Source organism: Castellaniella hirudinis (assembly GCF_042651965.1).
GTDB lineage: Bacteria > Pseudomonadota > Gammaproteobacteria > Burkholderiales > Burkholderiaceae_B > Castellaniella > Castellaniella hirudinis.
Genome location: NZ_JBHSDY010000001.1, coordinates 195,989 through 217,473, shown reverse-complemented (window position 1 = coordinate 217,473; position 21,485 = coordinate 195,989). Strand labels below are relative to the sequence as shown.

25 protein-coding genes and 1 pseudogene are annotated in these 21,485 nt (G+C 65.6%); 13 read left to right on the top strand and 13 right to left on the bottom strand.

The genetic code is table 11. The features are described 5' to 3' along the window. Positions 1-46 precede the first annotated feature (46 nt). The 8 genes from obgE to thiD all read right to left on the bottom strand — a co-directional run bounded on the left by obgE (position 47) and on the right by thiD (position 6,915). Positions 47-1,180 carry a GTPase ObgE gene (obgE, locus tag ACFO0J_RS01135; protein WP_376811225.1) on the bottom strand — a complete coding sequence of 378 codons (1,134 nt, stop codon included), beginning with the start codon at positions 1,178-1,180 and terminating at the stop codon, positions 47-49. Positions 1,181-1,319: 139 nt separating this feature from the next. Next, complete coding sequence (rpmA, locus tag ACFO0J_RS01130; RefSeq protein ID WP_376811224.1) at positions 1,320-1,580, bottom strand: 50S ribosomal protein L27; 261 nt, start codon at positions 1,578-1,580, stop codon at positions 1,320-1,322. Between the two features lie 27 nt (positions 1,581-1,607). Further along, positions 1,608-1,919: a 50S ribosomal protein L21 gene (gene rplU, locus ACFO0J_RS01125; RefSeq protein WP_043685103.1), complete on the bottom strand. Its 312-nt coding sequence runs from the start codon at positions 1,917-1,919 to the stop codon at positions 1,608-1,610. A 198-nt stretch (positions 1,920-2,117) separates the two neighbouring features. Further along, on the bottom strand, positions 2,118-3,344 hold the full coding sequence (gene argJ / locus ACFO0J_RS01120) for a bifunctional glutamate N-acetyltransferase/amino-acid acetyltransferase ArgJ (RefSeq protein WP_376811223.1): 1,227 nt from the start codon (positions 3,342-3,344) through the stop codon (positions 2,118-2,120). Positions 3,345-3,452: 108 nt separating this feature from the next. Next, on the bottom strand, positions 3,453-3,980 hold the full coding sequence (locus tag ACFO0J_RS01115; protein ID WP_376811222.1) for a MarR family winged helix-turn-helix transcriptional regulator: 528 nt from the start codon (positions 3,978-3,980) through the stop codon (positions 3,453-3,455). 95 nt (positions 3,981-4,075) lie between these two features. After that, entirely contained in the window at positions 4,076-5,356 is a 1,281-nt protein-coding gene (hemL, locus tag ACFO0J_RS01110; RefSeq protein ID WP_376811221.1) for a glutamate-1-semialdehyde 2,1-aminomutase, read from the bottom strand. 58 nt (positions 5,357-5,414) lie between these two features. Further along, the gene (thiE, locus tag ACFO0J_RS01105) at positions 5,415-6,086 is read right to left on the bottom strand and encodes a thiamine phosphate synthase (RefSeq protein WP_376811220.1); all 672 of its coding nucleotides are present in this window, start codon (positions 6,084-6,086) and stop codon (positions 5,415-5,417) included. A 10-nt stretch (positions 6,087-6,096) separates the two neighbouring features. Further along, entirely contained in the window at positions 6,097-6,915 is an 819-nt protein-coding gene (thiD, locus tag ACFO0J_RS01100) for a bifunctional hydroxymethylpyrimidine kinase/phosphomethylpyrimidine kinase (protein WP_376811219.1), read from the bottom strand. Positions 6,916-7,040: 125 nt separating this feature from the next. Here thiD and ACFO0J_RS01095 point away from each other — a divergent pair, with 125 nt between their 5' ends. The 4 genes and pseudogenes from ACFO0J_RS01095 to ACFO0J_RS01080 all read left to right on the top strand — a co-directional run bounded on the left by ACFO0J_RS01095 (position 7,041) and on the right by ACFO0J_RS01080 (position 9,165). Then, a complete protein-coding gene (locus ACFO0J_RS01095; RefSeq protein ID WP_376811218.1) occupies positions 7,041-7,205 on the top strand; it encodes a rubredoxin in 165 nt (54 codons plus the stop codon). A gap of 82 nt (positions 7,206-7,287) precedes the next feature. Further along, positions 7,288-7,884: a YqgE/AlgH family protein gene (locus ACFO0J_RS01090; RefSeq protein ID WP_376811217.1), complete on the top strand. Its 597-nt coding sequence runs from the start codon at positions 7,288-7,290 to the stop codon at positions 7,882-7,884. Further along, positions 7,877-8,272: pseudogene (gene ruvX / locus ACFO0J_RS01085) on the top strand (Holliday junction resolvase RuvX); the annotation flags it as partial. The gene ACFO0J_RS01090 and the pseudogene ruvX, both read left to right, overlap by 8 nt. A 149-nt stretch (positions 8,273-8,421) precedes the next feature. Next, positions 8,422-9,165: a lysophospholipid acyltransferase family protein gene (locus ACFO0J_RS01080; protein ID WP_376811216.1), complete on the top strand. Its 744-nt coding sequence runs from the start codon at positions 8,422-8,424 to the stop codon at positions 9,163-9,165. On the opposite strand, the gene ACFO0J_RS01075 is transcribed toward ACFO0J_RS01080, so the two are convergent. The 3 genes from ACFO0J_RS01075 to ACFO0J_RS01065 all read right to left on the bottom strand — a co-directional run bounded on the left by ACFO0J_RS01075 (position 9,162) and on the right by ACFO0J_RS01065 (position 12,266). Then, positions 9,162-9,995, bottom strand: coding sequence for a symmetrical bis(5'-nucleosyl)-tetraphosphatase (locus tag ACFO0J_RS01075; protein WP_376811215.1), 834 nt, complete (start codon positions 9,993-9,995; stop codon positions 9,162-9,164). The genes ACFO0J_RS01080 and ACFO0J_RS01075 overlap by 4 nt on opposite strands. Next, positions 9,992-11,167 carry an LPS export ABC transporter permease LptG gene (gene lptG, locus ACFO0J_RS01070; protein WP_376811214.1) on the bottom strand — a complete coding sequence of 392 codons (1,176 nt, stop codon included), beginning with the start codon at positions 11,165-11,167 and terminating at the stop codon, positions 9,992-9,994. Before lptG ends, ACFO0J_RS01075 begins: the two co-directional genes overlap by 4 nt. Before the next feature lie 112 nt (positions 11,168-11,279). Further along, positions 11,280-12,266 carry a LysR substrate-binding domain-containing protein gene (locus ACFO0J_RS01065; RefSeq protein WP_376811213.1) on the bottom strand — a complete coding sequence of 329 codons (987 nt, stop codon included), beginning with the start codon at positions 12,264-12,266 and terminating at the stop codon, positions 11,280-11,282. Between the two features lie 137 nt (positions 12,267-12,403). Between ACFO0J_RS01065 and ACFO0J_RS01060 the strand changes: the two genes are divergently transcribed. The 9 genes from ACFO0J_RS01060 (at position 12,404) to ACFO0J_RS01020 (ending at position 19,809) form a co-directional block, all read left to right on the top strand. Next, positions 12,404-12,736: an EthD family reductase gene (locus tag ACFO0J_RS01060; protein ID WP_376811212.1), complete on the top strand. Its 333-nt coding sequence runs from the start codon at positions 12,404-12,406 to the stop codon at positions 12,734-12,736. Between the two features lie 2 nt (positions 12,737-12,738). Then, positions 12,739-13,752 carry a TRAP transporter substrate-binding protein gene (locus ACFO0J_RS01055; RefSeq protein ID WP_376811211.1) on the top strand — a complete coding sequence of 338 codons (1,014 nt, stop codon included), beginning with the start codon at positions 12,739-12,741 and terminating at the stop codon, positions 13,750-13,752. Between the two features lie 80 nt (positions 13,753-13,832). Further along, positions 13,833-14,339, top strand: coding sequence for a TRAP transporter small permease (locus ACFO0J_RS01050; protein WP_376811210.1), 507 nt, complete (start codon positions 13,833-13,835; stop codon positions 14,337-14,339). 17 nt (positions 14,340-14,356) lie between these two features. Beyond that, the gene (locus ACFO0J_RS01045) at positions 14,357-15,646 is read left to right on the top strand and encodes a TRAP transporter large permease (RefSeq protein WP_376811209.1); all 1,290 of its coding nucleotides are present in this window, start codon (positions 14,357-14,359) and stop codon (positions 15,644-15,646) included. A gap of 14 nt (positions 15,647-15,660) precedes the next feature. After that, the gene (locus ACFO0J_RS01040; protein ID WP_376811208.1) at positions 15,661-16,512 is read left to right on the top strand and encodes a hypothetical protein; all 852 of its coding nucleotides are present in this window, start codon (positions 15,661-15,663) and stop codon (positions 16,510-16,512) included. Then, positions 16,512-16,685, top strand: a complete 174-nt coding sequence (locus ACFO0J_RS01035; RefSeq protein ID WP_376811207.1) for a hypothetical protein — start codon at positions 16,512-16,514, stop codon at positions 16,683-16,685. The genes ACFO0J_RS01040 and ACFO0J_RS01035 overlap by 1 nt, the downstream gene beginning before the upstream one ends. A 2-nt stretch (positions 16,686-16,687) precedes the next feature. Then, positions 16,688-18,076, top strand: a complete 1,389-nt coding sequence (locus tag ACFO0J_RS01030; protein ID WP_376811206.1) for an amidase — start codon at positions 16,688-16,690, stop codon at positions 18,074-18,076. A gap of 64 nt (positions 18,077-18,140) precedes the next feature. Further along, complete coding sequence (gene kce / locus ACFO0J_RS01025) at positions 18,141-19,064, top strand: 3,5-dioxohexanoate:acetyl-CoA acetone transferase (protein WP_376811205.1); 924 nt, start codon at positions 18,141-18,143, stop codon at positions 19,062-19,064. A gap of 91 nt (positions 19,065-19,155) precedes the next feature. Further along, positions 19,156-19,809, top strand: coding sequence for an aspartate/glutamate racemase family protein (locus ACFO0J_RS01020; protein ID WP_376811204.1), 654 nt, complete (start codon positions 19,156-19,158; stop codon positions 19,807-19,809). A gap of 8 nt (positions 19,810-19,817) precedes the next feature. Here ACFO0J_RS01020 and mtgA read toward each other — a convergent pair whose 3' ends face one another. Both mtgA and ACFO0J_RS01010 read right to left on the bottom strand, forming a co-directional pair. Beyond that, positions 19,818-20,522, bottom strand: a complete 705-nt coding sequence (gene mtgA / locus ACFO0J_RS01015; protein WP_376811203.1) for a monofunctional biosynthetic peptidoglycan transglycosylase — start codon at positions 20,520-20,522, stop codon at positions 19,818-19,820. A 67-nt stretch (positions 20,523-20,589) separates the two neighbouring features. Further along, a complete protein-coding gene (locus ACFO0J_RS01010; RefSeq protein WP_376811202.1) occupies positions 20,590-21,468 on the bottom strand; it encodes an energy transducer TonB in 879 nt (292 codons plus the stop codon). Positions 21,469-21,485 lie beyond the last annotated feature (17 nt).

The following is a 21,485-nucleotide window of genomic DNA, read 5'->3' as shown; positions in this document are numbered from 1 at the left end:
GGGTTGGAACGCGTAGGGCTGGAAACTTCGGCGGATGTCAGCGGACTCAGCGTGCGAAGCGCGGGTCGTCCGGGTCGACGCCGTCCGGTGCGTCCGGGCCGGCGCCCGTGTCCGCGTCGTCGTGCGTGAAGCGGGGGTCTTCGTCATGGGCGTGGGCGCTGCGCTGCTGTTCGTCCAGCCAGGACTGCAGCGCCCCGGTCAGGGCGGCGGTCCCGTCGCCGGTCAGGGCGGAAATCCCGAAGACCGGCCCCGTCCAGCCGAGTTCACGGCAGATGCGGTCCTGGACGGCGGCGGGGTCTTCCACCATGTCCAGCTTGTTCAGCACCAGCCAGCGCGGCTTGGCGGCCAGGTCCGGGTTGTAGCGTTCGAGTTCGCGCACGATGGCCTGGGCGTCCAGCACGGCCTGGGCGCAGGCGTCCACGTCCGGGTCGGGCGAAAACACGTCCAGCAGATGCAGCAGCACGCGGGTGCGGCTGAGGTGGCGCAGGAACAGGTGGCCCAGGCCGGCGCCTTCCGAGGCGCCTTCGATCAGGCCGGGGATGTCGGCGATGACGAAGCTGTGCGACGGCGAGGTGCGCACCACGCCCAGGTTCGGGTGCAGGGTGGTAAAGGGATAGTCCGCGATCTTGGGGCGGGCGTTGGACACGCGCGTGATCAGGGTGGACTTGCCCGCGTTGGGCATGCCCAGCAGGCCTACGTCGGCCAGGATCTTCAATTCCAGGCGCAGGCGGCGTTGCTCGCCCTCGCGACCGGGGGTGAACTGGCGCGGCGCGCGGTTGACGCTGGACTTGAAGTGCAGATTGCCCAGGCCGCCGTTGCCGCCCTCGGCCAGCGTGACCTGTTCGCCATGGCGGTCCAGGTCAAAGAGCTGCTCGCCGGTGTCGGCGTCGTAGACCACGGTGCCGACCGGCATGCGCAGGACGATGTTCGGCGCGCCCGCGCCGTATTGGTCCGAACCCCGGCCGTTCTCGCCGTTCTTGGCCCGGTGCAGGCGCGCGTAGCGATAGTCGATCAGGGTGTTGATGTTGCGGTCAGCCACGGCCAGGATCGAGCCTCCCCGGCCGCCGTCGCCGCCGTCGGGGCCGCCCATGGGAATGAATTTTTCCCGGCGGAAGCTGGCGACGCCGTTGCCGCCTTTGCCGGCAACGACCTCGATGGTGGCTTCGTCTACGAATTTCATGGTGGAACCATTCTAATGAAAAAAAAGGCCCTGCTGGATAGCAGGGCCTTGTGCCTTCAGGCCGTCCTAGGGGCTGCCCCGTGAAAAAGGGGCGGCAAGCCGAAGGCGCAGCGTGGGGCTGTGTGCGGGAATGCAGCGATCAGTTCGCCGCGCTCACCGACACGGTGCGCTTGTTCTGCGCGCCCTTGATGGCGAATTGCACAACACCGTCCACCAGGGAGTACAGCGTGTGGTCCTTGCCGATACCGACGTTGACGCCGGGGTGAAACTGGGTGCCGCGCTGGCGGACGATGATGCCGCCGGCCGAGATCTGCTGACCGCCGTAGACCTTTACGCCCAGTCGTTTCGATTCGGAATCGCGGCCGTTGCGAGTCGAGCCGCCGCCCTTTTTGTGTGCCATGATGAGCTCCTAAATACGATGACCGGATCAGGCCGCAACGGCGTCGATGCGGATTTCGGTGTAGTTCTGACGATGGCCTTGATGCTTTTGATAGTGCTTGCGACGGCGCATCTTGAAGATCTTGACCTTGTCGTGACGGCCTTGTGCAAGAACGGTGGCTTTGACCGCTGCGCCTTCGACGAAAGGCGCGCCGATCTTCAGCGTTTCGCCTTCGCCGACGGACAACACCTGGTCGAGCGAGATTTCTTGCCCAATGTCAGCCGGTATCTGTTCGATTTTCAGTTTTTGGCCGGCGCAAACGCGATATTGCTTGCCACCGGTTTTTATGACCGCGTACATGGGGATTTCCTGTGAGAATTCCTGGTGCCGTCGCTTTGTTCCTGTACAGGAGCAAAGCCTGTTGGCAGACACCAGGGATGCCAAAAAAGGCCAGATCCACGAACGGATCAAGCCAAGCCTTACATTTTATGCTGAAAACCTTTTGCAAATCAAGCGGTTTCGGCGTGTGGCAACGTCTGGGGCGTTTGATGCGCGGTTTTACGACCGGTAATCCGCGTTGATGCTGACGTATTCGTGCGAGAAATCGCAGGTGTAGACCGTGTCGGCCACGTCGCCGCGTCCCAGGGCGACGCGCACCAGGATTTCGGATTCCTTCATGATGCGCTGGCCGTCTTCTTCGCGGTAGTCGGGGTCTCGGCCGCCCTGCGAGGCGACGCGCACGTCGCCCAGCCACAGCGTCAGTCTGGACACGTCCAGGTCGTCGACGCCGGCGTAGCCGATGGCGGCCAGGATGCGGCCCAGGTTGGGGTCGGAGGCGTAGAAGGCGGTCTTGACCAGTGGCGAGTGGGCGATGGCGTAGGCGATCTTCAGGGCTTCGTCCGTGGAGGCGGCCTGTTCGACCTGGATGGTCATGAACTTGGTCGCGCCTTCGGCGTCGCGCACGATCTTCTGGGCCAGATCGCGGGCGGCGGCCGTCAGGGCCTCGGCCAGCGCGGCGTAGCGCGGATCCTGTTCGGATTCGATGTGCGCGCCGCTGGCGCTGGTGGCGATGATGATGAAGGAGTCGTTGGTCGAGGTATCGCCGTCCACCGTGATGCGGTTGAAGGACTGGTCGGCGATGCGTTTGGCCAGAGTGCGCAGCAGCGCGGGCGGCAGGCCTGCGTCCGTGCCCAGGAAGCCCAGCATGGTCGCCATATTGGGGCGGATCATGCCGGCGCCCTTGCTGATGCCGGTGATCGAGACCGGCGTGCCGCCCAGGTCGATCCGGGTGGAGTGGATCTTGGGCTGGGTGTCCGTGGTCATGATGCTGTGCGCCGCCTGGAACCAGTGGTCCGGACGGGCATCGTCCAGGGCGGCGGGCAGGCCGGCGATCAGGCGGTCCACCGGCAGCGGTTCCAGGATGACCCCGGTGGAAAACGGCAGGATCTGTTCCGGCGCGACGCCCAACTGGTCCGCCAGGGCGCGGCAGGTGTCGCGGGCGGCCCGCAGGCCCGGTTCCCCGGTGCCGGCATTGGCGTTTCCGGTGTTGATGACCAGGGCGCGGATGCCGGCGCCGGCGGCCAGGTGCGCTTCGCAGACCTGGACCGGCGCGGCGCGGAAGCGGTTGCGTGTGAAGACCCCCGCCACCGAAGTCCCTTCGTCCAGCAGCAGGACGGTCAGGTCGCGTCGCCCGGCCTTGCGGATGCCGGCTTCGGCCGTGCCGATGCGGATGCCGGGAACCGGGTGGATGGCGTCTTGCGCCGGGATGATCAGGTTGATGGCCATGGCGAGGAAGTCCGGAGGCAGTGGGTGAGGGCGAAAAGAAGCCCCCATTCTATGCCGAATGGGGGCTGTGCATCTGCGGAGTCGGGCGGTCTGCGGGATGCCCGAGGATCAGGCCGGCAGGCGCGCGTAGGTGGATTGCTTCAGGTCGCCCAGAAGATCGAACAGCGCCGTGCGTGCGGTCGGCGCCAGGCCGCCCAGCAGGGACTGGATCCAGGAGGCGTGCGCCCGCTGCATGCGGCGGTGATAGCGGCGGCCCTTCATCGTCAGGCGGATCAGCGAACTGCGGCGGTCGGCGTCGTCCTTCAGGCGTTCGACCAGGCCGTCTTTTTCCAGCTGATCGGTGATGCCGGTGATGTTGCCGTTGGTCACCATCATCAGGCGGGACAGTTCGCTCATTTTCAGGCCCTTGGGGGCATGGGTGAGCTGGGACATCAGGTCGAAGCGCGGCAGCGTGGTCTGGAATTCCGAGCGCAGCCGGCTGCGCAGTTCGTTTTCGATCAGCGTGCAGCAACTGAGCATGCGCAGCCACAGGCGCAGGTCCTGGGGTTCCTGGCCGGTGGCCTGGGTTTCGAGATCCGGCACCGAGGGGGTGACGGCAGGGTGCTGGGTCGCAGCGTATTGGGTGTAGTCGGTCATGACGCGCCTCCGGGCGGACTTGATCAGTGCGCACCCAGTGTAGGGAACACGCCGTGGCGTGTCCTTGTCCTGCGTCAAGAAACTTGAAGTTCGGATTATTTAAACCCTGCGAACACCCGGTCGGCCGCGTCCAGCGTCGCCTGGATGACGGCGTCGTCGTGGGTGGACGAGACGAAGCCGGCCTCGAAGGCCGAGGGCGCAAAATGCACGCCTGCGGACAGCATGCCGTGGAAGAAGCGCTTGAAAGCCTCGGTGTCGCAGGCGGAGACTTCGGCCAGGCTGGTCGGCGCCGTATCGCGGAAATACAGGCCGAACAGGCCGCCCTGCCAGTCTCCGCTGAGCGCCACGCCGTGGCGCCGGGCGCGTTCGACCAGGCCCTGGATCAGCTTGCCGGTCTGCTGGTGCAGGGTGTCGTAAAAGCCCGGCTCGGCCAGGCGGCGCAAGGTGACGCGCCCGGCGGCGACCGCCACCGGATTGCCCGACAGCGTGCCGGCCTGGTAGACCGTGCCCAGCGGCGCGATGCCGGCCATGATGTCGGCGCGACCGCCGAAGGCGCCCACCGGCATGCCGCCGCCGATGATCTTGGCCAGCGTGGTCATGTCCGGCGTGACGCCGCACAGGCCTTGCATGCCTTGCGGGCCGACGCGCAGGCCGGTCATGACTTCGTCGAAAATCAGGACGCTGCCGTAGCGGGTGCACAGCGTGCGCAGGCCTTCGAGGAAGCCGGGCGCCGGACGCACCAGATTCATGTTGCCGGCGATCGGCTCGACGATGATGCAGGCGATGTCCTCGGGGTACTGGGCGAAGGCGGCCTCGACGGCGGCCAGGTCGTTGTAATCCAGCACCAGGGTGTGCTGCACGAATTCGGGCGGCACGCCGGCCGAGGTCGGATTGCCGAAGGTCAGCATGCCCGAGCCGGCCTTGACCAGCAGGCTGTCGGCGTGGCCGTGGTAGCAGCCTTCGAACTTGATGATCCTGGAGCGGCCGGTGTGGCCGCGCGCCAGCCGGATCGCCGACATGGTGGCCTCGGTGCCGGAACTGACCAGGCGCACTTGCTCGATCGAGGGGATGCGGTCGATGATGGCCTCGGCCAGCTCGATTTCGGCCTCGGTCGGCGCGCCGAAGGACAGCCCGTCCACGGCGGCGGCCTGCACGGCGGCGACGACTTCGGGGTCGGCGTGGCCCAGGATGGCAGGCCCCCAGGAGCCGATGTAGTCGATGTAGCGGGTGCCTTCGGCGTCCCACAGATAGGGACCCTGGGCGCGCTGGATGAAGGGCGGGGTGCCGCCCACGGAGCGGAAGGCGCGCACGGGCGAGTTGACGCCGCCCGGGATGGCGCGGCAGGCGCGTTCAAAGAGTTCGGTGTTGCGGGACATGGCGGAATTCCGGTTGCTGCAGGGTTTCAGGAAAGGTCGGCGTGTCGCGGACCGGGGTTCATGACCGGCTGGCGCCGGTGTCGAACAAATCGGCGCATCGGCGCGCGGCGGCGTGGATGTCGGGGGCGTCGAACAGGGCGCTGATGACGGCGATGCTGTCGGCGCCCGCCTGGATCACGGGGGCGGCGTTGTCGGGCGTGATGCCGCCGATGGCGACGACGGCGGCGCGGCGCGTCCCGCCGGCGGTCGGCGCTTCGGTCAGCGCCCGGCCGGCGCGGACGTGGTCCAGCGTGGCGCGCACGGCGTCGGGCTTGACGCCGGACGGGTACAGGGCGCCGAAGGCGATGTAGTCGGCGTCCTCGCGCAGCCGTCGGGCGGCCAGTTCCGGCTGGTCGTAGCAGGAGCAGCCGATCAGCTTGTCCGAGCCCAGCGCCAGCCGCGCCTGGGCGACGGCGCCGTCATCCCTGCCCAGATGGGCGCCGTCGGCGTCCAGGTCGGCCGCCAGGCGCCAGTCGTCATTGATGATCAGGACCAGACCCAGCCGCAGGCACAGGTCGCGGACCGCACGGGCCTGGGCGCGCAGATCGGCCGGGGCGCCGAGCTTGCGGCGCCATTGCAAGGCGGTCATGCCGCCGGCGTGGGCTTGTTCGATGGCGGTCAGCAGGCGGTCGGTGTCGGCCCAGTCGGGGGTGACGCCGTACAGGCCGCGCGGGAATCGGGGCGGGTTCACGGAGCCTCCTTCAGGTTTGAAGCGGTGCGGCGTGCAGCAGGATGCGCTGCCCCATGCCGGGGTGGAAATGTCGTTCGAGCAGGGCGGTGGCGGTCGTGACCGCCTGGGAGACGGCCTCGTCCGGGTCCAGGCCGCGCGCCAGCAGGCAGCACAGCACCGTGGCCAGCAGGCTTTCGGCGTCGCCCGCGCGCACGCGCGGCGTCGGCCAGGGCCAGCGGCGGCCGGCCTGGTCCTGCGTGTGCAGGACCAGGCCGTTCAGGCCGGGGCCGAGCGCCGCGTTGCAGCACAGGACGAGCGGCGCGCCCAGTTCGTGCAGGGCGGCGATCGGATCGGCCGCCCGCGTCGAGGACAGCAGGCCCTGGCCGGCCCAGAGTTCCGGCAGGCGGGCGTCCACGACGACGAGATGCGCCTGGGGCAGCAGCAGCTCGAGCAGCGCGCCGACGGTTTCCTCGGGGTCCAGGTCTTCCAGGTCGGGGATCGGCGGCGGCGCGCACAGTTGCAGCACCAGCGGCAGCGCACTGTAGTCGGCCGCGATCTGGGCCAGGGTCGAGATGGTCTCGGGGTCGTACTGAGGGCCGATCTTCAGGGCGCCGATGGCCATGTCTTCCAGCAGGCAGCGGGCCTGGTCATCGACCAGGTCCGGGGCCAGGCGCTGGATGGTTTCCGTGCCGGCGGTGTCCTGGACGTGGATGGCGGTGGCCACGGAGCCCGCGTGCGTGCCCAGACCGGCGCAGATAACCGCGTCGATAGGCAGGTGACTGGCGCCGCTGGGATCGAACGGGCCGAAAATCAGGGGCAGGGGGATGGCAGGGGAATCGGGCGCAGGCATGACAGCAAAGGGCCGGTTGCCACGGCCGGCAGTCTGTGGGGTTTGTGTACTATGAGCATCCATTCTAATGTATGCGGCATCGGCGTCGATCGGGACGCCGTCGGAAGACGAGAGATTTCATCGCCATGCGAACCTGGATGTGCCTGATCTGCGGCTTTATCTATGACGAGACGGCCGGCTACCCGGAAGACGGGATTGCGCCCGGCACCCGCTGGGAGGACGTGCCGCCCAACTGGGTCTGTCCCGAATGCGGCGCGCGCAAGGAAGACTTCGAGCTGATCGAAATCTGACCCCTTTGCTTCCGTGTGTGATTCGACCCGTTTCTGATACTCTAACGTCATGGGCCATGGGGCCGGACTACAGGGGATCGACATGACGACAGTACCGCATGCTTCCGACGCCGGTTCACGCATCGACCTGTCCCGGCAGTTCCTGCTGGCCATGCCGGGGATGGTGTCGGGTGAACTGGCCAATACCGTGATCTATGTCTGCGAACATACAGAACACGGCGCGCTGGGGCTGGTGATCAACCGGCCGACCGATCTCACCATCGGCGACTTGTTGCAGCGCATCGATCTGCCCCTGTCGCTGGAAATCGGGCCGGTGCAGGAATCACCGGTCTTCTTCGGCGGGCCGGTGCAGACCGATCGCGGCTTTGTGCTGCACGTGCCGCGTGGCGAATACAGTTCCAGCATCGAGCTGGGGGGCGACGTGGCGCTGACCACCTCGCGCGACGTGCTGCAGGACGTCGCCGCCGGCCACGGCCCGGCCCGGCTGCTGGTGACGCTGGGCTATGCCGGCTGGGGCGCGGGTCAGCTCGAAGACGAACTCGCCCGCAATGCCTGGCTGAACGTGCTGTCGTCCAACGACATCCTGTTCGACACGCCCGCGGAAGACCGCTACGACGCCGCACTGGCTCAATTGGGCATCCGCGCCTCGATGCTGGCCAGCGACGCGGGCCATGCCTGAATCCGAACAGACGCTGCTGGCTTTCGATTTCGGCCTGAAGAAAATCGGCGTGGCGCTGGGCAACACCCTGACGAACCACGCGCGCCCGCTGTGCATCCTGACGCCGACCACGCGTGAACAGCGTTTCGACCAGGTCGGCGCCCTGCTGGCCGAATGGCAGCCCGATCGCGTGGTCGTCGGCCTGCCGCTGACGCTGGACGGCGGCGAGCAGCCCGCCTCGCAGCACAGCCGCCGTTTTGCGCACCAGCTCGAAGGCCGCTTCCGCGTGTGTGTCGTGCTGGTGGACGAACGTGGTTCCAGCCTGGAGGCCCAGCAGATTCTGGGCACCCACGCCGCCGATGACGCCATGGCCGCCGCCGTGATCCTGCAGCGGTATTTGGATGAGATCGGACACGGAATGGTCCCTGCGGACCATTCCGTGCCTATTGAATCCGACCGGCATGTAGGCCGGGAGGTGGAGGGATGCCGCAATTCGGGAGAACCTGTGGGGCGCCCGGGCACCGAAGACGAGCACTTGAATTAGCCAAACAGGACACTATGGCGCCTTTTTTATTTCTGTTCCGTTTCGTCTGTGTATCCGTCTGGATTCTGCTGGGCCTGCTGACCGAATTGGCGGTCTTCCCGGCGCTGGGCCGCGCCCGGCGGCGCCGGGTGGTCCGTGGGTGGTCACGCGGTCTGATGCGGCTGTGCGGGGTCCGTGTGCGCCGCATGGGCGTTCCCGTGGAGCGGGGCGCCGTGCTGTGGGTCGCCAATCACGTGTCCTGGGTCGATATCTTCGTGCTCAACAGTGTGCGCACCACGTCCTTTGTGGCCAAGAGCGACATCAGGCGCTGGCCGGTGATCGGGCTGCTGGTCGCCTGGGCGGGCACCTTGTTCATCGACCGCCGCCATCGGCACGCCGTGCGCGACGCCGGCCGCCAGATGCGAGGCTGCTTCGACCAGGGCGATGCCGTGGGCCTGTTCCCCGAGGGCACGACGACCGACGGTTCGGACGTGCTGCCCTTTCATGCGGGCTTGTTTGACGCCGCCGTGCAGGCTGGCGTACCGACGCAGCCGGTGGCCCTGCGTTTCCTGAGGCGCGGACGTCGCGCGCCGGAACTGGCTTTCGTCGGCGAGCAGACCCTGGTGGCGAACCTGTGGTTTTTGCTGAGCGCCTGGGGCGTGTCGGTCGAGTGTGATTTTCTGGCGCCGATTCCGGCGGCGGACGGCCTGACGCGGGCGGAACTGTCGCGCCGTACTCAGGCCGCGATCGGCGAGGCCGTGCGCGGCGTCGCAGCTTAGCGGCAGGTCGCGCAGTCCTGCTGGACGATCTTGTGGTCGCGCAGCCGCAACGCGGTCAGCGCGCGTCCCCAGACGCAGCCGGTGTCCAGGCAGATCGCATCCGGACGGATGTGCAGCCCCAATGCGGACCAGTGACCGAAGACCACCGGTTCGGCCGGATCGCGCCGGCCGGGCAGTTCGAACCAGGGCACCAGTTCGGGGTTGTCGTGGGGGCCTGCCTTGTGGCGGAAATTCATGCGGCCGTCGTCCGCATGGCAGACCCGCATGCGGGTCAGGGCGTTGACGATCACCCGCATGCGGTCCGGCCCTTGCAGGGCGTCGTCCCATTGCAGGGGTTCCTCGCCATACAGGTCGTGCATGGCGGGATGCCAGTCGGGCCGGCGGATGGCGGTCTCGATCTCGCCTGCCAGCGCCTGGGCCTGATCCAGGGTCCAGGCGGGCAGGATGCCGGCGTGAACCATGACGTGGCCCCGGTCGCGCACCAGCAGCGGCCGGTGGCGCAGCCAGTCGATCAGTTCGGCGGCGTCGGGCGCGCTCAGGATGTCCTGGAACGTGTCCGATTTGCCCGGAGGGCGTACCCCGGCGACCACGGCCAGCAGATGCAGGTCGTGGTTGCCCAGAATGGCGCGGGCGCGCGGCCCCAGCGATTGGATCAGGCGCAGCGCCCCCAGTGAATCGGGACCCCGATTGACCAGATCCCCGGCGAACCACAATTCGGTGTCGGAGCGGGCCAGTTCGGGGTGATCCAGCAAAGCGCGCAGGGCCCCCGCGCAGCCCTGGATGTCGCCGATGACCCAGACGTCGCCCCGAGGGGTTGCCGCAAGGGTCATGCGGGGCTCCGCTGGAGCTTGCGCTGGCGCAGCCACAGGGACAGCGGATGGCGGTGCTCCATGCCCAGCAGGGCCAGCAGGGCGGCTGCCTGCCCGGCCAGGCTGGGCACCAGGGCCGTGGCCCAGGGCGGCCAGTCACCCAGCATGCCGGCGTTCAGGGCCAACTGGTTGAGCATGAAAAAGCCCACCCCCAGAATGATGCCCGCGAAGACCTTGACCCCGACCCCGCCCCGGCGCGTCTGCATGAAGCCGATCGGCGCGGCGATGGTCACCATGACCAGCAGCGTGAAGGGGTAGGCGATCTTGCGCCACAGGGCGACTTCCTGGCGGTCGGTCTGCAACTGGTTGTTCTTCAGATAGCGGATGTAGTCCAGCAGATCCGAGATCGCCATGCGCTCGGGCGTCAGAATGCGGGCGATCAGGCGTTCGGGCGTCAGCGAGGTGGGGATGCTGCGCTCGTCCAGGTGGACGACTTCGCTGATGGGCTTGTCAGGGATGCGGGCGTCGGCCAGCGCGCCGGCGGACTGCGGCTGGATGCGGGTCTCGGTCAGGTTGCGCAGCACCAGGCGGCCCTGCTCGAACTGCCCGTTGGCGGCCTGGACGAGGTCCTTCAGCGTATTGTTCGCCGCGAATTCGTAGAGCACCACGTTGTCCACGCTGCCCTTGCCGGTGAGCTGGCCGATATTGATGATGCGGGTGCCGCCCTTGCCGTCCGCTTCTTTGAACCAGTAGCCGCTGGACAGGCGGCCGCCGTCGGTGCGGCCCAGCAGCGCCAGGCGGGACTCGCTGCCGCGCAGTTCCGCCGCCGGGGTGATGAATTCCGACAGGATGAAGGCGCCCATCACCAGCGGAATCGTGATCAGCCACAAGGCGCCCAGCAGGCGCATGCCGCTGACCCCCGAGGCCCGCAGAATGGTGAGTTCGTTGCGCTGCGCCAGTCCCGCAAGCGCCAGCACTGCGCCGATCAGCAGCCCGATGGGCAGCAGTTCGTACAGGTGGTTGGGGACGTCCAGGGCCTGCAGATAGAACAGGTTCAGCAGGGTCAGGCGCTGGCCGACCTTGTCCAGGCCTTCGATCAGTGCGAAGAACATGAACAGCCCCACCAGGGCCACCAGGACGACGGCGGTCGAGCGGTAGATTTCGCGGGCGATATAACGTCGGGCCGTGCGCATGAGCGAAAAAACGATGGAAACCTCAATAGTACCCTGAACGGATTCCCCGGCCCGATGGACGTGTTCCGTCAGGACCGGCCGGTGGGGAACTGCGGTTCAGGACATCGGGCGGTCAGGTCGCAGCGGGCGCCGCGTCGTGTGTCTCGTCCATGGCGTGCCCGATCGCCAGGAGTTGTTCGCAGAACCACTGGGTGGAGGGCAGCATGGTTTCGTTGCGGCGTCGGATGAGGGTGAGCGGCGCGAGCTGGTAATCAGTGTCAATGGGCAAAATCCGTAATTGGTCCGCCAGCGCATAGTGCCTGGCAATATCCGTGGGGATGATGGCGATCAGGTCGTTATCGGCCAGGGCGGCCTTGATCACTTCGAGCGAGGATGTTTCGATCCGTACGCTCGGTGGGCGCAAGCCGGCTTTCACGAACAGCTCGCTCAGCATGGTCCGAGCGGCGGTCCTCGGCGGCGGCACGATCCAGGCGAAGTCGGTCGTATGTTCGAGGGTGATGTGCTTTCCTGCGCCGAGCATGGGGTGCCGCGAGCTGACCACGACGGAGAATCGCTGATAGCGCAGGATCTGTTGCTCCAGTTCGTCCTCCCTGACGTTTGCGTATCGGCCAATGACGCAGTCCAGTTCTTTGGCCAAGAGCTGATTGACCAGGGATGTCGTGGTGTCCTCCCGGATTTCCATCGTCAGGTTGATCTTTTTTTCGTGCAGGCGCTTCAGTGTTTGCGTGATGAGGTCGGGCGTGATGAACGGGATGACGCCCAGCCGCAGGCTGCCGGATTCCCCCTGGATGATGGCCTCGATTTCCCGCTGGGTATCGCCCAATTGATTGATCAGGGCGGCAGCCCGATTGATCAGGGCTTCTCCCACGCGATTCGGGTGCGTGCCGTTACGGCCGCTGTCGAATAGCTTGATATTGAAGATGCCCTCGATTTCGCGCACGGCCTTGCTGATGGCAGGCTGGGTCAGGTTCAATTCGGCGGCCACCTGGTGGCCGTTGCGATGGCGTCCCAGGCTGGCCAGCACGGAAAGATGCCGCACCGTCAATCTGGAGCGGATGTTCTGCTCGTCCAGGGACTCGTGTTCTATGAGCTGATTCACGATGAACTTCAATTCTTTCAAGTTATCGAATAATCATAAAATATCATTATTAAGTAATCGATACAAGCCATATACTGGCCGCAAGTTTTCCCCCTTGCCTGTTGCCCAGCGGTTGTTTCTTGGTTAGGAGTTGCCTCATGAGTGTTTCGTATTTCGTCAGGTATGTCGGCACGGTGGAAGACGCCAGGCAGTTTCTTCAGCACTATCGGACGGAGCATGCGGCGATCATGCGCGAGTATCCGAGGATCCGATCCTGTCGTTTGCATCATCCGGTCGACTGGGATGATCCGGTGGCCGTCAACAAGGATGCGGTTTTTCTGCTCGCCGAATTGGTTTTCGACTCGGTTGAGGATCTGAATTTTTCATTGCATTCAGAAGTGCGCCAGAAATCTCGGGCGGATTTCATGAATTTTCCCCGTCTGGAAGGGGAAGTCAGGCATCTCGCGGTTTCAACAGAAATATTATTTTAAATATGGGGACCAATATGAAAATCAGGCTCATTGCAAACGTCCTGGTGGCTGCTTCGGCCATATTCGGAGCGAGTTCTGCGTTTTCCGCGGAATATAACTGGCGGTTTTTCACCTATGTGCCGGCCACTGATTTTCATGCCAAGATGAACAAGGCTTTTGCCGAGGACATCAGCAAGGCCAGTGGCGGCCGCCTGGAAATCACGCATTACAGCGCAGGTGAGCTGCCGTACCGCGCCGGCGACATCTTGAAGGCCGTTGCGACCAACCAGATTCAGATGGGGCAGGTTGGGGCAGGCCTGGCTGCGGGCGATGCGCCGGAGCTGGACGTGTTTTCCCTGCCGTTCCTGTGCACCAGCTATGCCGCCTTCGATTCCGGCGTCAAGGCCATGGGCGATATTCCCGATGAAGTCCTGAACAAGAAATTCGGCATTCGCGTCCTGATGAACTGGCCTATTCCAGGGCAAAGCATCTGGAGCGCGGAGCCGATCGAGACCATCGGCGCGGTGAAGGGCAAAAAAATCCGGATCTGGAATCCCTTGCAAGTCGAGATGCTGAAACAGCTCGGGGCGACACCGACCTCGCTGGATCCGGCGGAGGTGATTCCGGCCCTGCAGCGCAAAGTCGTCGATGGCGCCATCACCTCGGCGTTGTCCGCCAATGACTGGAAAGCGTATGACATCGTCAAGCATGGCCTGGTCCTGAATTTCACCATGGCGCATCAGATCACCCTGGTCAATGCCGAGGCGCTGGCCAAGCTGCCCGAGGATCTGCAGGAGATCGTCAAGAAGAAATCCGAGGAATGGACGCCGAAGTATTTTGCCGCCTCGCAGGAGGCCGACCAGAGCGCGATCAAGAACATGGCGGCGCATGGCGTGACTTTATCCATGCCCAAGGAAGACGAACTGGCTCAGGTGAAGACCCAGTTGCGACCGATGTGGGAATCATGGGCGGCCAAGAACGGTCCCGTGGCCGCGGAACTGTTGCAGCGCCTGATGCCGGCCTGCCAACAGGGGTGATGTGACAGCGTGGGAACCGCGTGGCCTGTTCTGGAAACGGACGGGCCGCGCATGAGGTTCCCGACGACGGGATGACGCGTATGAAAAGCAATGATCTCCTGGGGCGTCTGGCCGAAGGCCTGGCGCGTGCAGCGCAAGCGCTCGCCTGCTGTTTGCTGGCCGGCATGTTTCTCTTGATCAATATCGAGGTTCTGTGCCGGTACTTCTTCTCGACGTCGACTCTGGTGGCGGACGAATATAGCGCGTACTTTTTCGCCGCCATGGTGTACCTGGGTTTAAGCCACTGCCTGCATCATGACAAGTTGATCAAGATCGACTTGCCCGAGTCCTGGTCGCCGGTCGTGAAATCCCCGCTGGTGCTGTTCATCCTGTCCGCCCTCGGCATTGCGTTCAACGCCCTGCTCGTCTATTCCATGTATCTCACCACCATGGCCAGCCTGCGGTTCCAGACGCGTTCGATACAGCCTTCCCAGACGGTGCTGGCGTATCCGCAGTTGGCGGTGCTGGCTGCGCTGTGCGCGGCGGTGCTGGCCGGCGTTTTCGTACTGGTGCGCAGTTTCCGCGCGACCGAAGGGCGGGTGAAATGATGTTGGCCTGGCAGACAATGCTGATGCTGTATGTGGGCGTGATCGGCGTGCTGATCGTCACCGGCTGCCCGATCGCCATTGCCCTGGGGGTCGCCGCCATCACGGGGGTGGCCGTCCAGCATGGTTTCGATCTGCTCCCGACGATCGGGGACATCATCTGGAATACCTCGAATTCGTTCACTCTGGTGGCCATCCCCATGTTCATCCTGATGGGCGAGGTCATCATGCAGACCGGGGTGGCGCGGCGCTTTTACCGTGGCCTGGCGTACCTGCTGGGGCGCACGCCCGGCGGCTTGGCGCATGCGAACGTCGCCGGCAGCGCGATGTTCTCCGCGATCTGCGGGTCCTCGGTGGCCACGGCCTTGACGATGTCCCAGGTCGCCATGCCCGAATTACGGCGTCGCAACTACGATATGGGCTTGACGACCGGATCGCTGGCGGCGGGCGGGACGCTGGGCATCCTGATTCCGCCGAGCATACCCATGATCATCTATGCGGTGGCCGTCCAGACCTCGATCGTCGATCTTTTCATGGCGGGCGTGGTGCCGGGACTGCTGCTGGCGGCCTCTTTCATGGCCTGGATTGCTTTTCAGGTATGGCGCAAGCCGTCTCTGGTGCCTGATGGCGAGCTTCACCCGTTCGAGACGGGGCTTGTGTTCCGGGCGGTCGTCGATTGCCTGCCGCTGCTGGTGCTGATCGGCGCGACGATCGGCAGTTTGTATTTCGGCCTGGTCACCCCGACCGAGGCCGGGGCGTTCGGTGCGCTTGCCGCTTTGCTGGTGGGCGTGGGCTTCAGAGAGCTGACGTGGAAGAGCCTGGTCGCGACGCTCAGCGGGACGGTGACCACGACGGCGATCGTGTTCTACATCATCGTCGCCGGTTCCCTGCTGTCCTTCGGCATGGTGGACGCCGGGATTGCGCGGGGCGTCAGCCAGGCCGTGGTCGATGCGAACCTGGCGCCCTGGCAGTTCTTCTTGCTGATCGTCGGCCTTTATATCGTTCTGGGCATGCTCATCGAAGGCGTGTCCATGATGCTGCTGACGCTGCCGATCCTGTTTCCGAGCGTGGTCGCGCTGGGTTTTGATCCCGTGTGGTTTGGCGTTGTCCTGGTCGTGTTCATCGAGCTTGGGGCGTTGACGCCGCCGATGGGGTTGAATCTGTTCGCGATCAACGCGGTGGCCGAGGATGTGCCCCTGAAGACCATTATTCGGGGCTCTTTCCCTTTCGTCTTGATCATGCTGGCGTTCCTGGTGGTGTTGTATGCCTTTCCGCAGCTTGCCCTATGGCTGCCCGGGACGCTCAAATAGGTGCAAAGGAAACCATGGAAAACAGCAGCCTTCGGCAGCCGCCCGAGATCGTGATGGTCGATTCCATCAACTACCTGATGCCGGAACATGCGGGCATGACGGTATTGGCGGGCTCCCACGGCGGCTTGTACAGCGCCTACAAGGCGTTGAGCCTGGGGGTGCGGAGCGTGATCCTGAACGATGCCGGGGTCGGCCTGGACGAGGCCGGCATCGCGTCTCTGGCCTATGGCGATGCCGCAGGCCTGCCGGTGGCCGCGATCGCGCATTCGAGCGCCCGGATCGGCGATGCGGGCGACATGCGCCGTCGCGGTCGGATCAGTCATGCCAATCGTGCCGCCGCCGTATTGGGCGTCCAGGCGGGGATGGCCTGTGATGACGCGCTCGAGCGCTTGCATGCTGCCGGGCCGGCTGCGGCGTCCGCCGCGACGGTTGCGGAGCACCGGCACGAGCAGCCGCTGCTCGGGCGGCGAATCGTATGCATCGACTCGGCATCCCTGATCAAGCCGGAAGACAGGGGCGGGATCGTTGTCACGGGATCGCATGGCGGTTTGATCGGGGGGGATGCGGCCAAGGCCATGAATGTGGCGGTCCGGTTTGCCGCGTTCAATGATGCGGGTGTCGGGACGGATGCGGCGGGCATAGGCCGCCTGGAGCCGCTTGACCGGCTCGGTATCGCCGCTGTGACAGTGGCGCATCATTCGGCGCGCATCGGCGATGCCTTATCCACGTACGAGCAGGGTGTGATCTCGCACGTCAATGTGCATGCCGACGCGCTGGGCTTCCGGCCCGGCGCCCGGTTGGCAGCATGTCTGTGGCAGTGGCTGGCCACGGATCGTGCGGCGGCGCTCACTGAGGGGGAAGCGTGATGACATCGTCAATCTTCGGGGATTTCGTGCGCGGGGCATATGACGCGGCGATCGAGCCGGATGTGCAGGGACGGATTGACGCTCGCATGTCCAGGGAACTGCTGCTGCTTTCGTCGGTGCTGGCCGATGCCTGCCTGGCGCTGGATGGTTTCGAGGAGGCGGACGGCGAGTGACCATGTTGGACGATATTCTGGACGGCTCCTTGCGGAGCGCAGCGGCTGAGGTGGCTTCGGGGAGGATTTCCGCGCGAGAACTGTCGGCCGCGGCTGTGGCGCGGATTACGTCGTCTCCTTCGGCGCGCGCGTGTTTCCTGCGCATGGACGCCGAGGACGCCGCATCGCTTGGGCATGATGGCCTGAAGGCAGGCGCCGGCGGGTTGCTGTACGGTATTCCCGTGGCGCACAAGGATTTGTTTTCCAGTCCGGGACGGATCTCATCGTTTGCCGCCCATCCGGCGTTTCATCGTCGAGGCACACGCCTGGCGGATGCCTTGTCCGCTTTACAGCAGGCGGGTGCGGTCGATCTTGGGGCGCTGCATTTGTCCGAATTCGCGATGGGCCCGGCCGGCTGGAGCGAACATTACGGCTTCATCGACAATCCGGTCTCACCCGGCTACGTCACGGGCGGCTCTTCGAGCGGCAGCGCCGCTGTCGTGGCGCACAAGGCCGTATTCGCGGCGCTGGGGACGGATACCGGTGGGTCGATCCGTATTCCGGCGGCGTTTTGCGGGGTCGTCGGGCTCAAACCCAGCAACGGGCTGGTCTCCCTGACCGGCGTGCATCCGGTGTCCACGACGTTGGACACTGTGGGTTCCCTGGCGAGGAATGTGCCGGATTGTGCGCGGGTGCTCGATGCCCTGACCAGGCCTGGGTGGACAGCGGGGCCGGCGCCCTATGAACTGGCGGCCTTGTCCCCGTCCGCCGCCATGCGGATCGGATGGATCCATCCGGATTCGTTGCCGGTCCCGCCGGACGCCGTGGTGTTGAAGGCCTATGAGGCATGCGCGGAGCGCTTGCGGCAGGCGGGCTGCCTGGTGCAAACGGTCGAAGTCCCGGATTGGACGCACTTGAATTCTCTGACGGGATTGGTGTTCGCGAGCGAGGCCTCGGCGGTGCACCTCGACGCCTTGCGACGTCGACCTGCGAAGATCGGAGCGCAAGTGCGGGAGCGCTTGCAGCAGGGGCTGGCGTTTCCCGCCAGTCTGTACGTGTCGGCGTTGCAGCAGAGGGAAAAGCACAGGATGCGATGGCGGCGGACGTTCTTCGATCATCTGGATGTCCTGCTCTGCCCCGTGTCCCCGTGTCCGGCGCCGGAGCGTTCCCGCTACGAGACGTGTCGTGACGTGGGTGAGATCCTGGCGCTCAATGCGCGGGTCGCGGCCTATACGGGGATCTTCAACTATCTGGGCGTGCCGGCGCTGTCTCTGCCGGTTGGCCGCGAGGCAGACGGCCGGACGATCGGTGTGCAGGTGGTGGGCGACCAATTTGGCGAAGCCAAGGTTTTCCAGGCGGCCGGTCTGCTGGAGTCCGTGAGCAGCCTTGGAAAACGCGAGTCTTGGAGTTGAACAGGCTGTCTTTCGGTGATTGTCGAGGCATTCGGAAGACGGCGTTTGCGGCAAGGAGCAAACAATGAACAAAGTTGTGATTACCTGCGCGGTGACTGGAGCCATCCACACGCCGTCCATGTCCCCCCATCTGCCCATCACGCCCGAGGAAATTATCGAGGCCTCGGTCGAGGCTGCGGCGGCGGGCGCCGCCGTCATCCATCTGCACGCGCGCGATCCGCACACCGGACGGCCCGATCAGAGCCCCGAGGCGTTTGCGAAGTTCCTGCCCCCGATCAAGGCCCGGATCGATGCGGTGCTCAACCTGACCAGCGGCGGGTCTCCCTATATGACCATCGACGAGCGGATTCGCCCTTCGATGGTGTTCAAGCCCGAGCTTGCGTCGCTGAACATGGGGTCGTTCAATTTTGCGCTGTTCCCGATGCTGGAGCGCTTCAGCGAATTCAAATACGACTGGGAGCGCAAGCATCTGGAAGATAGCCGGGACCTGATTTTCAGAAATACCTTCAAGGACATCGAGTACGCCCTGGCCAAGTGCGCTGAAAATGGCACCCGCTTCGAGTTTGAGTGCTATGACATCGGCCACTTGTACAACCTGGCGCATTTCGTTGATCGCGGCCTGGTTGAACCCCCGTTCTTCGTTCAGTCCGTGTTCGGCATTCTGGGGGGGATCGGAACCCATGACGAGGACGTCGCCCATATGAAGCGGACGGCCGATCGGCTGTTTGGCGGGGATTTCCGCTGGTCCGTCCTGGGCGCCGGGCGCCATCAATTGCGGATCGCTGCGATGAGCGCCAGCATGGGCGGCAATGTCCGTGTGGGTTTGGAGGACAGCCTCTGGCTGGGTAAAGGCCGTCTGGCGGAAAGCAATGCCCAGCAGGTGTCGCGCGCACGGCAGATCATCGAAGGTCTGGGCCTGGAAGTGGCCACCCCGGCTGAAGCCCGCGTGATCCTCGGGCTCAAGGGCGGTGACGCGGTGGCGTTCTAGGCGTGGGCAGGTGCGCCCGGCTGCAGCGCTTTTGTCGGATTGACGGAACAGTGAAGGAGTAAAGAACATGGGGCACGCCAGGATTGCCTTGGTGCATGCATTGACCGATTCCCAGCAGCCGGCGTGGGCTGCGTTTGCCGACGCCTGGCCGGAGGCCCGCATCCATAATGTATTGGATGACTCTTTGGCCAGGGATCTGGCGGTCGAAGGGAAAATCACCGAACGGATGATCGGGCGTTTTCTTGCGATCGGCCGGTATGCCGCCAGCACCGGCGTGGAGGGCGATGAGACGAACGCCATTCTGTTCACCTGCTCGGCATTCGGCCCTGCGATCGACCGGGTCAAGGCGGATCTGGACATCCCGGTGCTGCGGCCCAACGAGGCGGCATTCGAAGAAGCGCTCGATGCCGGATCGCGCATCGGGTTGATGGTCAGCTTTCCCAAGGCCTTGCCGCCGCTGGTGGATGAACTGGAGCACATGGCCCGGTCGAGGGGGCAACGCATCGAAGTGCGTACCGGGGTTGCGGCAGGTGCGCTGGAGGCTTTGAAGGCCGGTGACGGGCATCGGCACGATGCCCTGGCGGCGGCTTGCGCAGAAACGCTGGCGGACGTGGATGCGCTCGTGCTGTGCCAGTTCTCCCTGGCCCGCGCAGTGGCGGGCATCGCGCCGGTGCCGGGCAGGACGGTGCTGTCGACCCCCGTCAGTGCGGTGAAAAAACTGCGGCGGACCTTGCGCGTGTCCTGACCTTTTCCCTAAGGCACCGCGACCTGCGACATCCGCGCGCGTACGGTGGCCGTATGGGATCGCAGGAAAGCGGTGGCGCCGTGGCGGTCGTAGTAGGCCGGGTTGGGCAGCATGGCGGCCAGTTGCGCGGCCTGGCCGGACGACAGGCGCGCCGCGTCCGTGCGGAAGTAATGCCGGGCGGCGGCCTGGGCGCCGAAGGTGGCGGCGCCCCACTGGGCCACGTTCAGATAGAGCTCCAGGATGCGGCGCTTGCTCATGACGGCTTCGATCATATAGGTCAGGATCAGTTCCTGGCCCTTGCGCAGGTAGTTGCGCGAGTTCGACAGGAACAGGTTCTTGGCCAGTTGCTGAGTGATCGTGGACCCGCCGCGCCGGCGCGAGCGGCCCAGATCGGCCTGGCGCTGGTTGTAGCTCCAGGCCTTGCGGATCGCTTCCCATTCGACCCCGTCGTGATCCATGAAGCCGCTGTCCTCGGACGCGATCACGGCGCGTTTCAGGTTCGGGCTGATGCGTTCGTACGGCACCCACTCGTGCGCCAGCCGGGCCTGATCGTTTTCGGCCCGCAGGACGTTGAGCGTGTCCTGCATGACGGGGGTGTTGGACGGGTCGCGGAAATTGAACCAGACCACCATGCCCAGCAGGCCGATCTGGTACAGGAAGCCGGCGCAGAACGCCGCCAGCAGGACGGTCGTGATGAGCTTGCGCAAACTCATGGCGCCCCCTTGGCGCTACGCGCCATCCCCCCGGGGGGGAATTCGTGCTTGGGGCGGCCCGGCGCACTCATGGCATCCCCGTGTCCAGGCCTTCGCGGGTGAAGTGCCAGGTCCGCGTGATGGCCAGGATGTCGGTGTGCCGCGCCAGTTCCGGCGGCAGCGGGTCAAAGGGCGCGGCCAGTTCGACGATGCGCCGGGCGGCGCTGTTCAGGACGGCCTGGTCCGAGGGGCGGTCGAACTGGATGTGGTCCAGGCTGCCGTCGCGCCGGATGTAGACGGTCAGTTGCAGGTCGCCGTAGATGCGGCCGCGCGCCTCGGGCGGGTAGTGCTGCGTGCCGATCAGTTCGATGCGCTGGCGCCAGGCCTCCACATAGCGGGCGTCGTCCGAGGCCCGGGCCGACGGGGCGGTGAAGGTCTGCCGGGGCAGGGCGTTGTAGCGTTCGATGCGGTCTTTCAGGGCGGCGATGCGGGCGCTGAGGATCAGGCTGTCCTGTTGGCGATCGTCCTCGCCCGGGTCGGTGCTGCGGCCCAGCAGTTCGGGGGAAGGCCGCGCAGCGGCCACCGTGTCCAGGGCTTCCAGTTGCGTCAGCAGGCGGCGCTGCTCGGCTTCCAGTTCGGCCTGCCGCCGCCGCAGGGCGGCCAGCACGGTTTCCTCGGCGCTGCCGTCGGACGTCCGGGGCAGGGGGGACGAGGCCATGCCCTGCGCCTGGTCTCCGCCGCCGTCCAGATTCTGCTGGGCCAGCGCCTGGGGGTTCAGGGGGGCCTGCTCGCTGCGGCTGTTGACCAGGGTGACTTCCAGCGTGGACGACTGCGTGGCCGGCTGCACGGGCAGGAAATGCCAGGCCAGCAGCGCCGCGTGCGCCGCCAGGGACAGCAGCAGGGCCGCCGCCATGCGGCCGCGGCCTTCGCTCCGGGATTCCAGCAGTCGCAGCGGCAGCGTGTCCATGGCTTCCCGACCCCTTG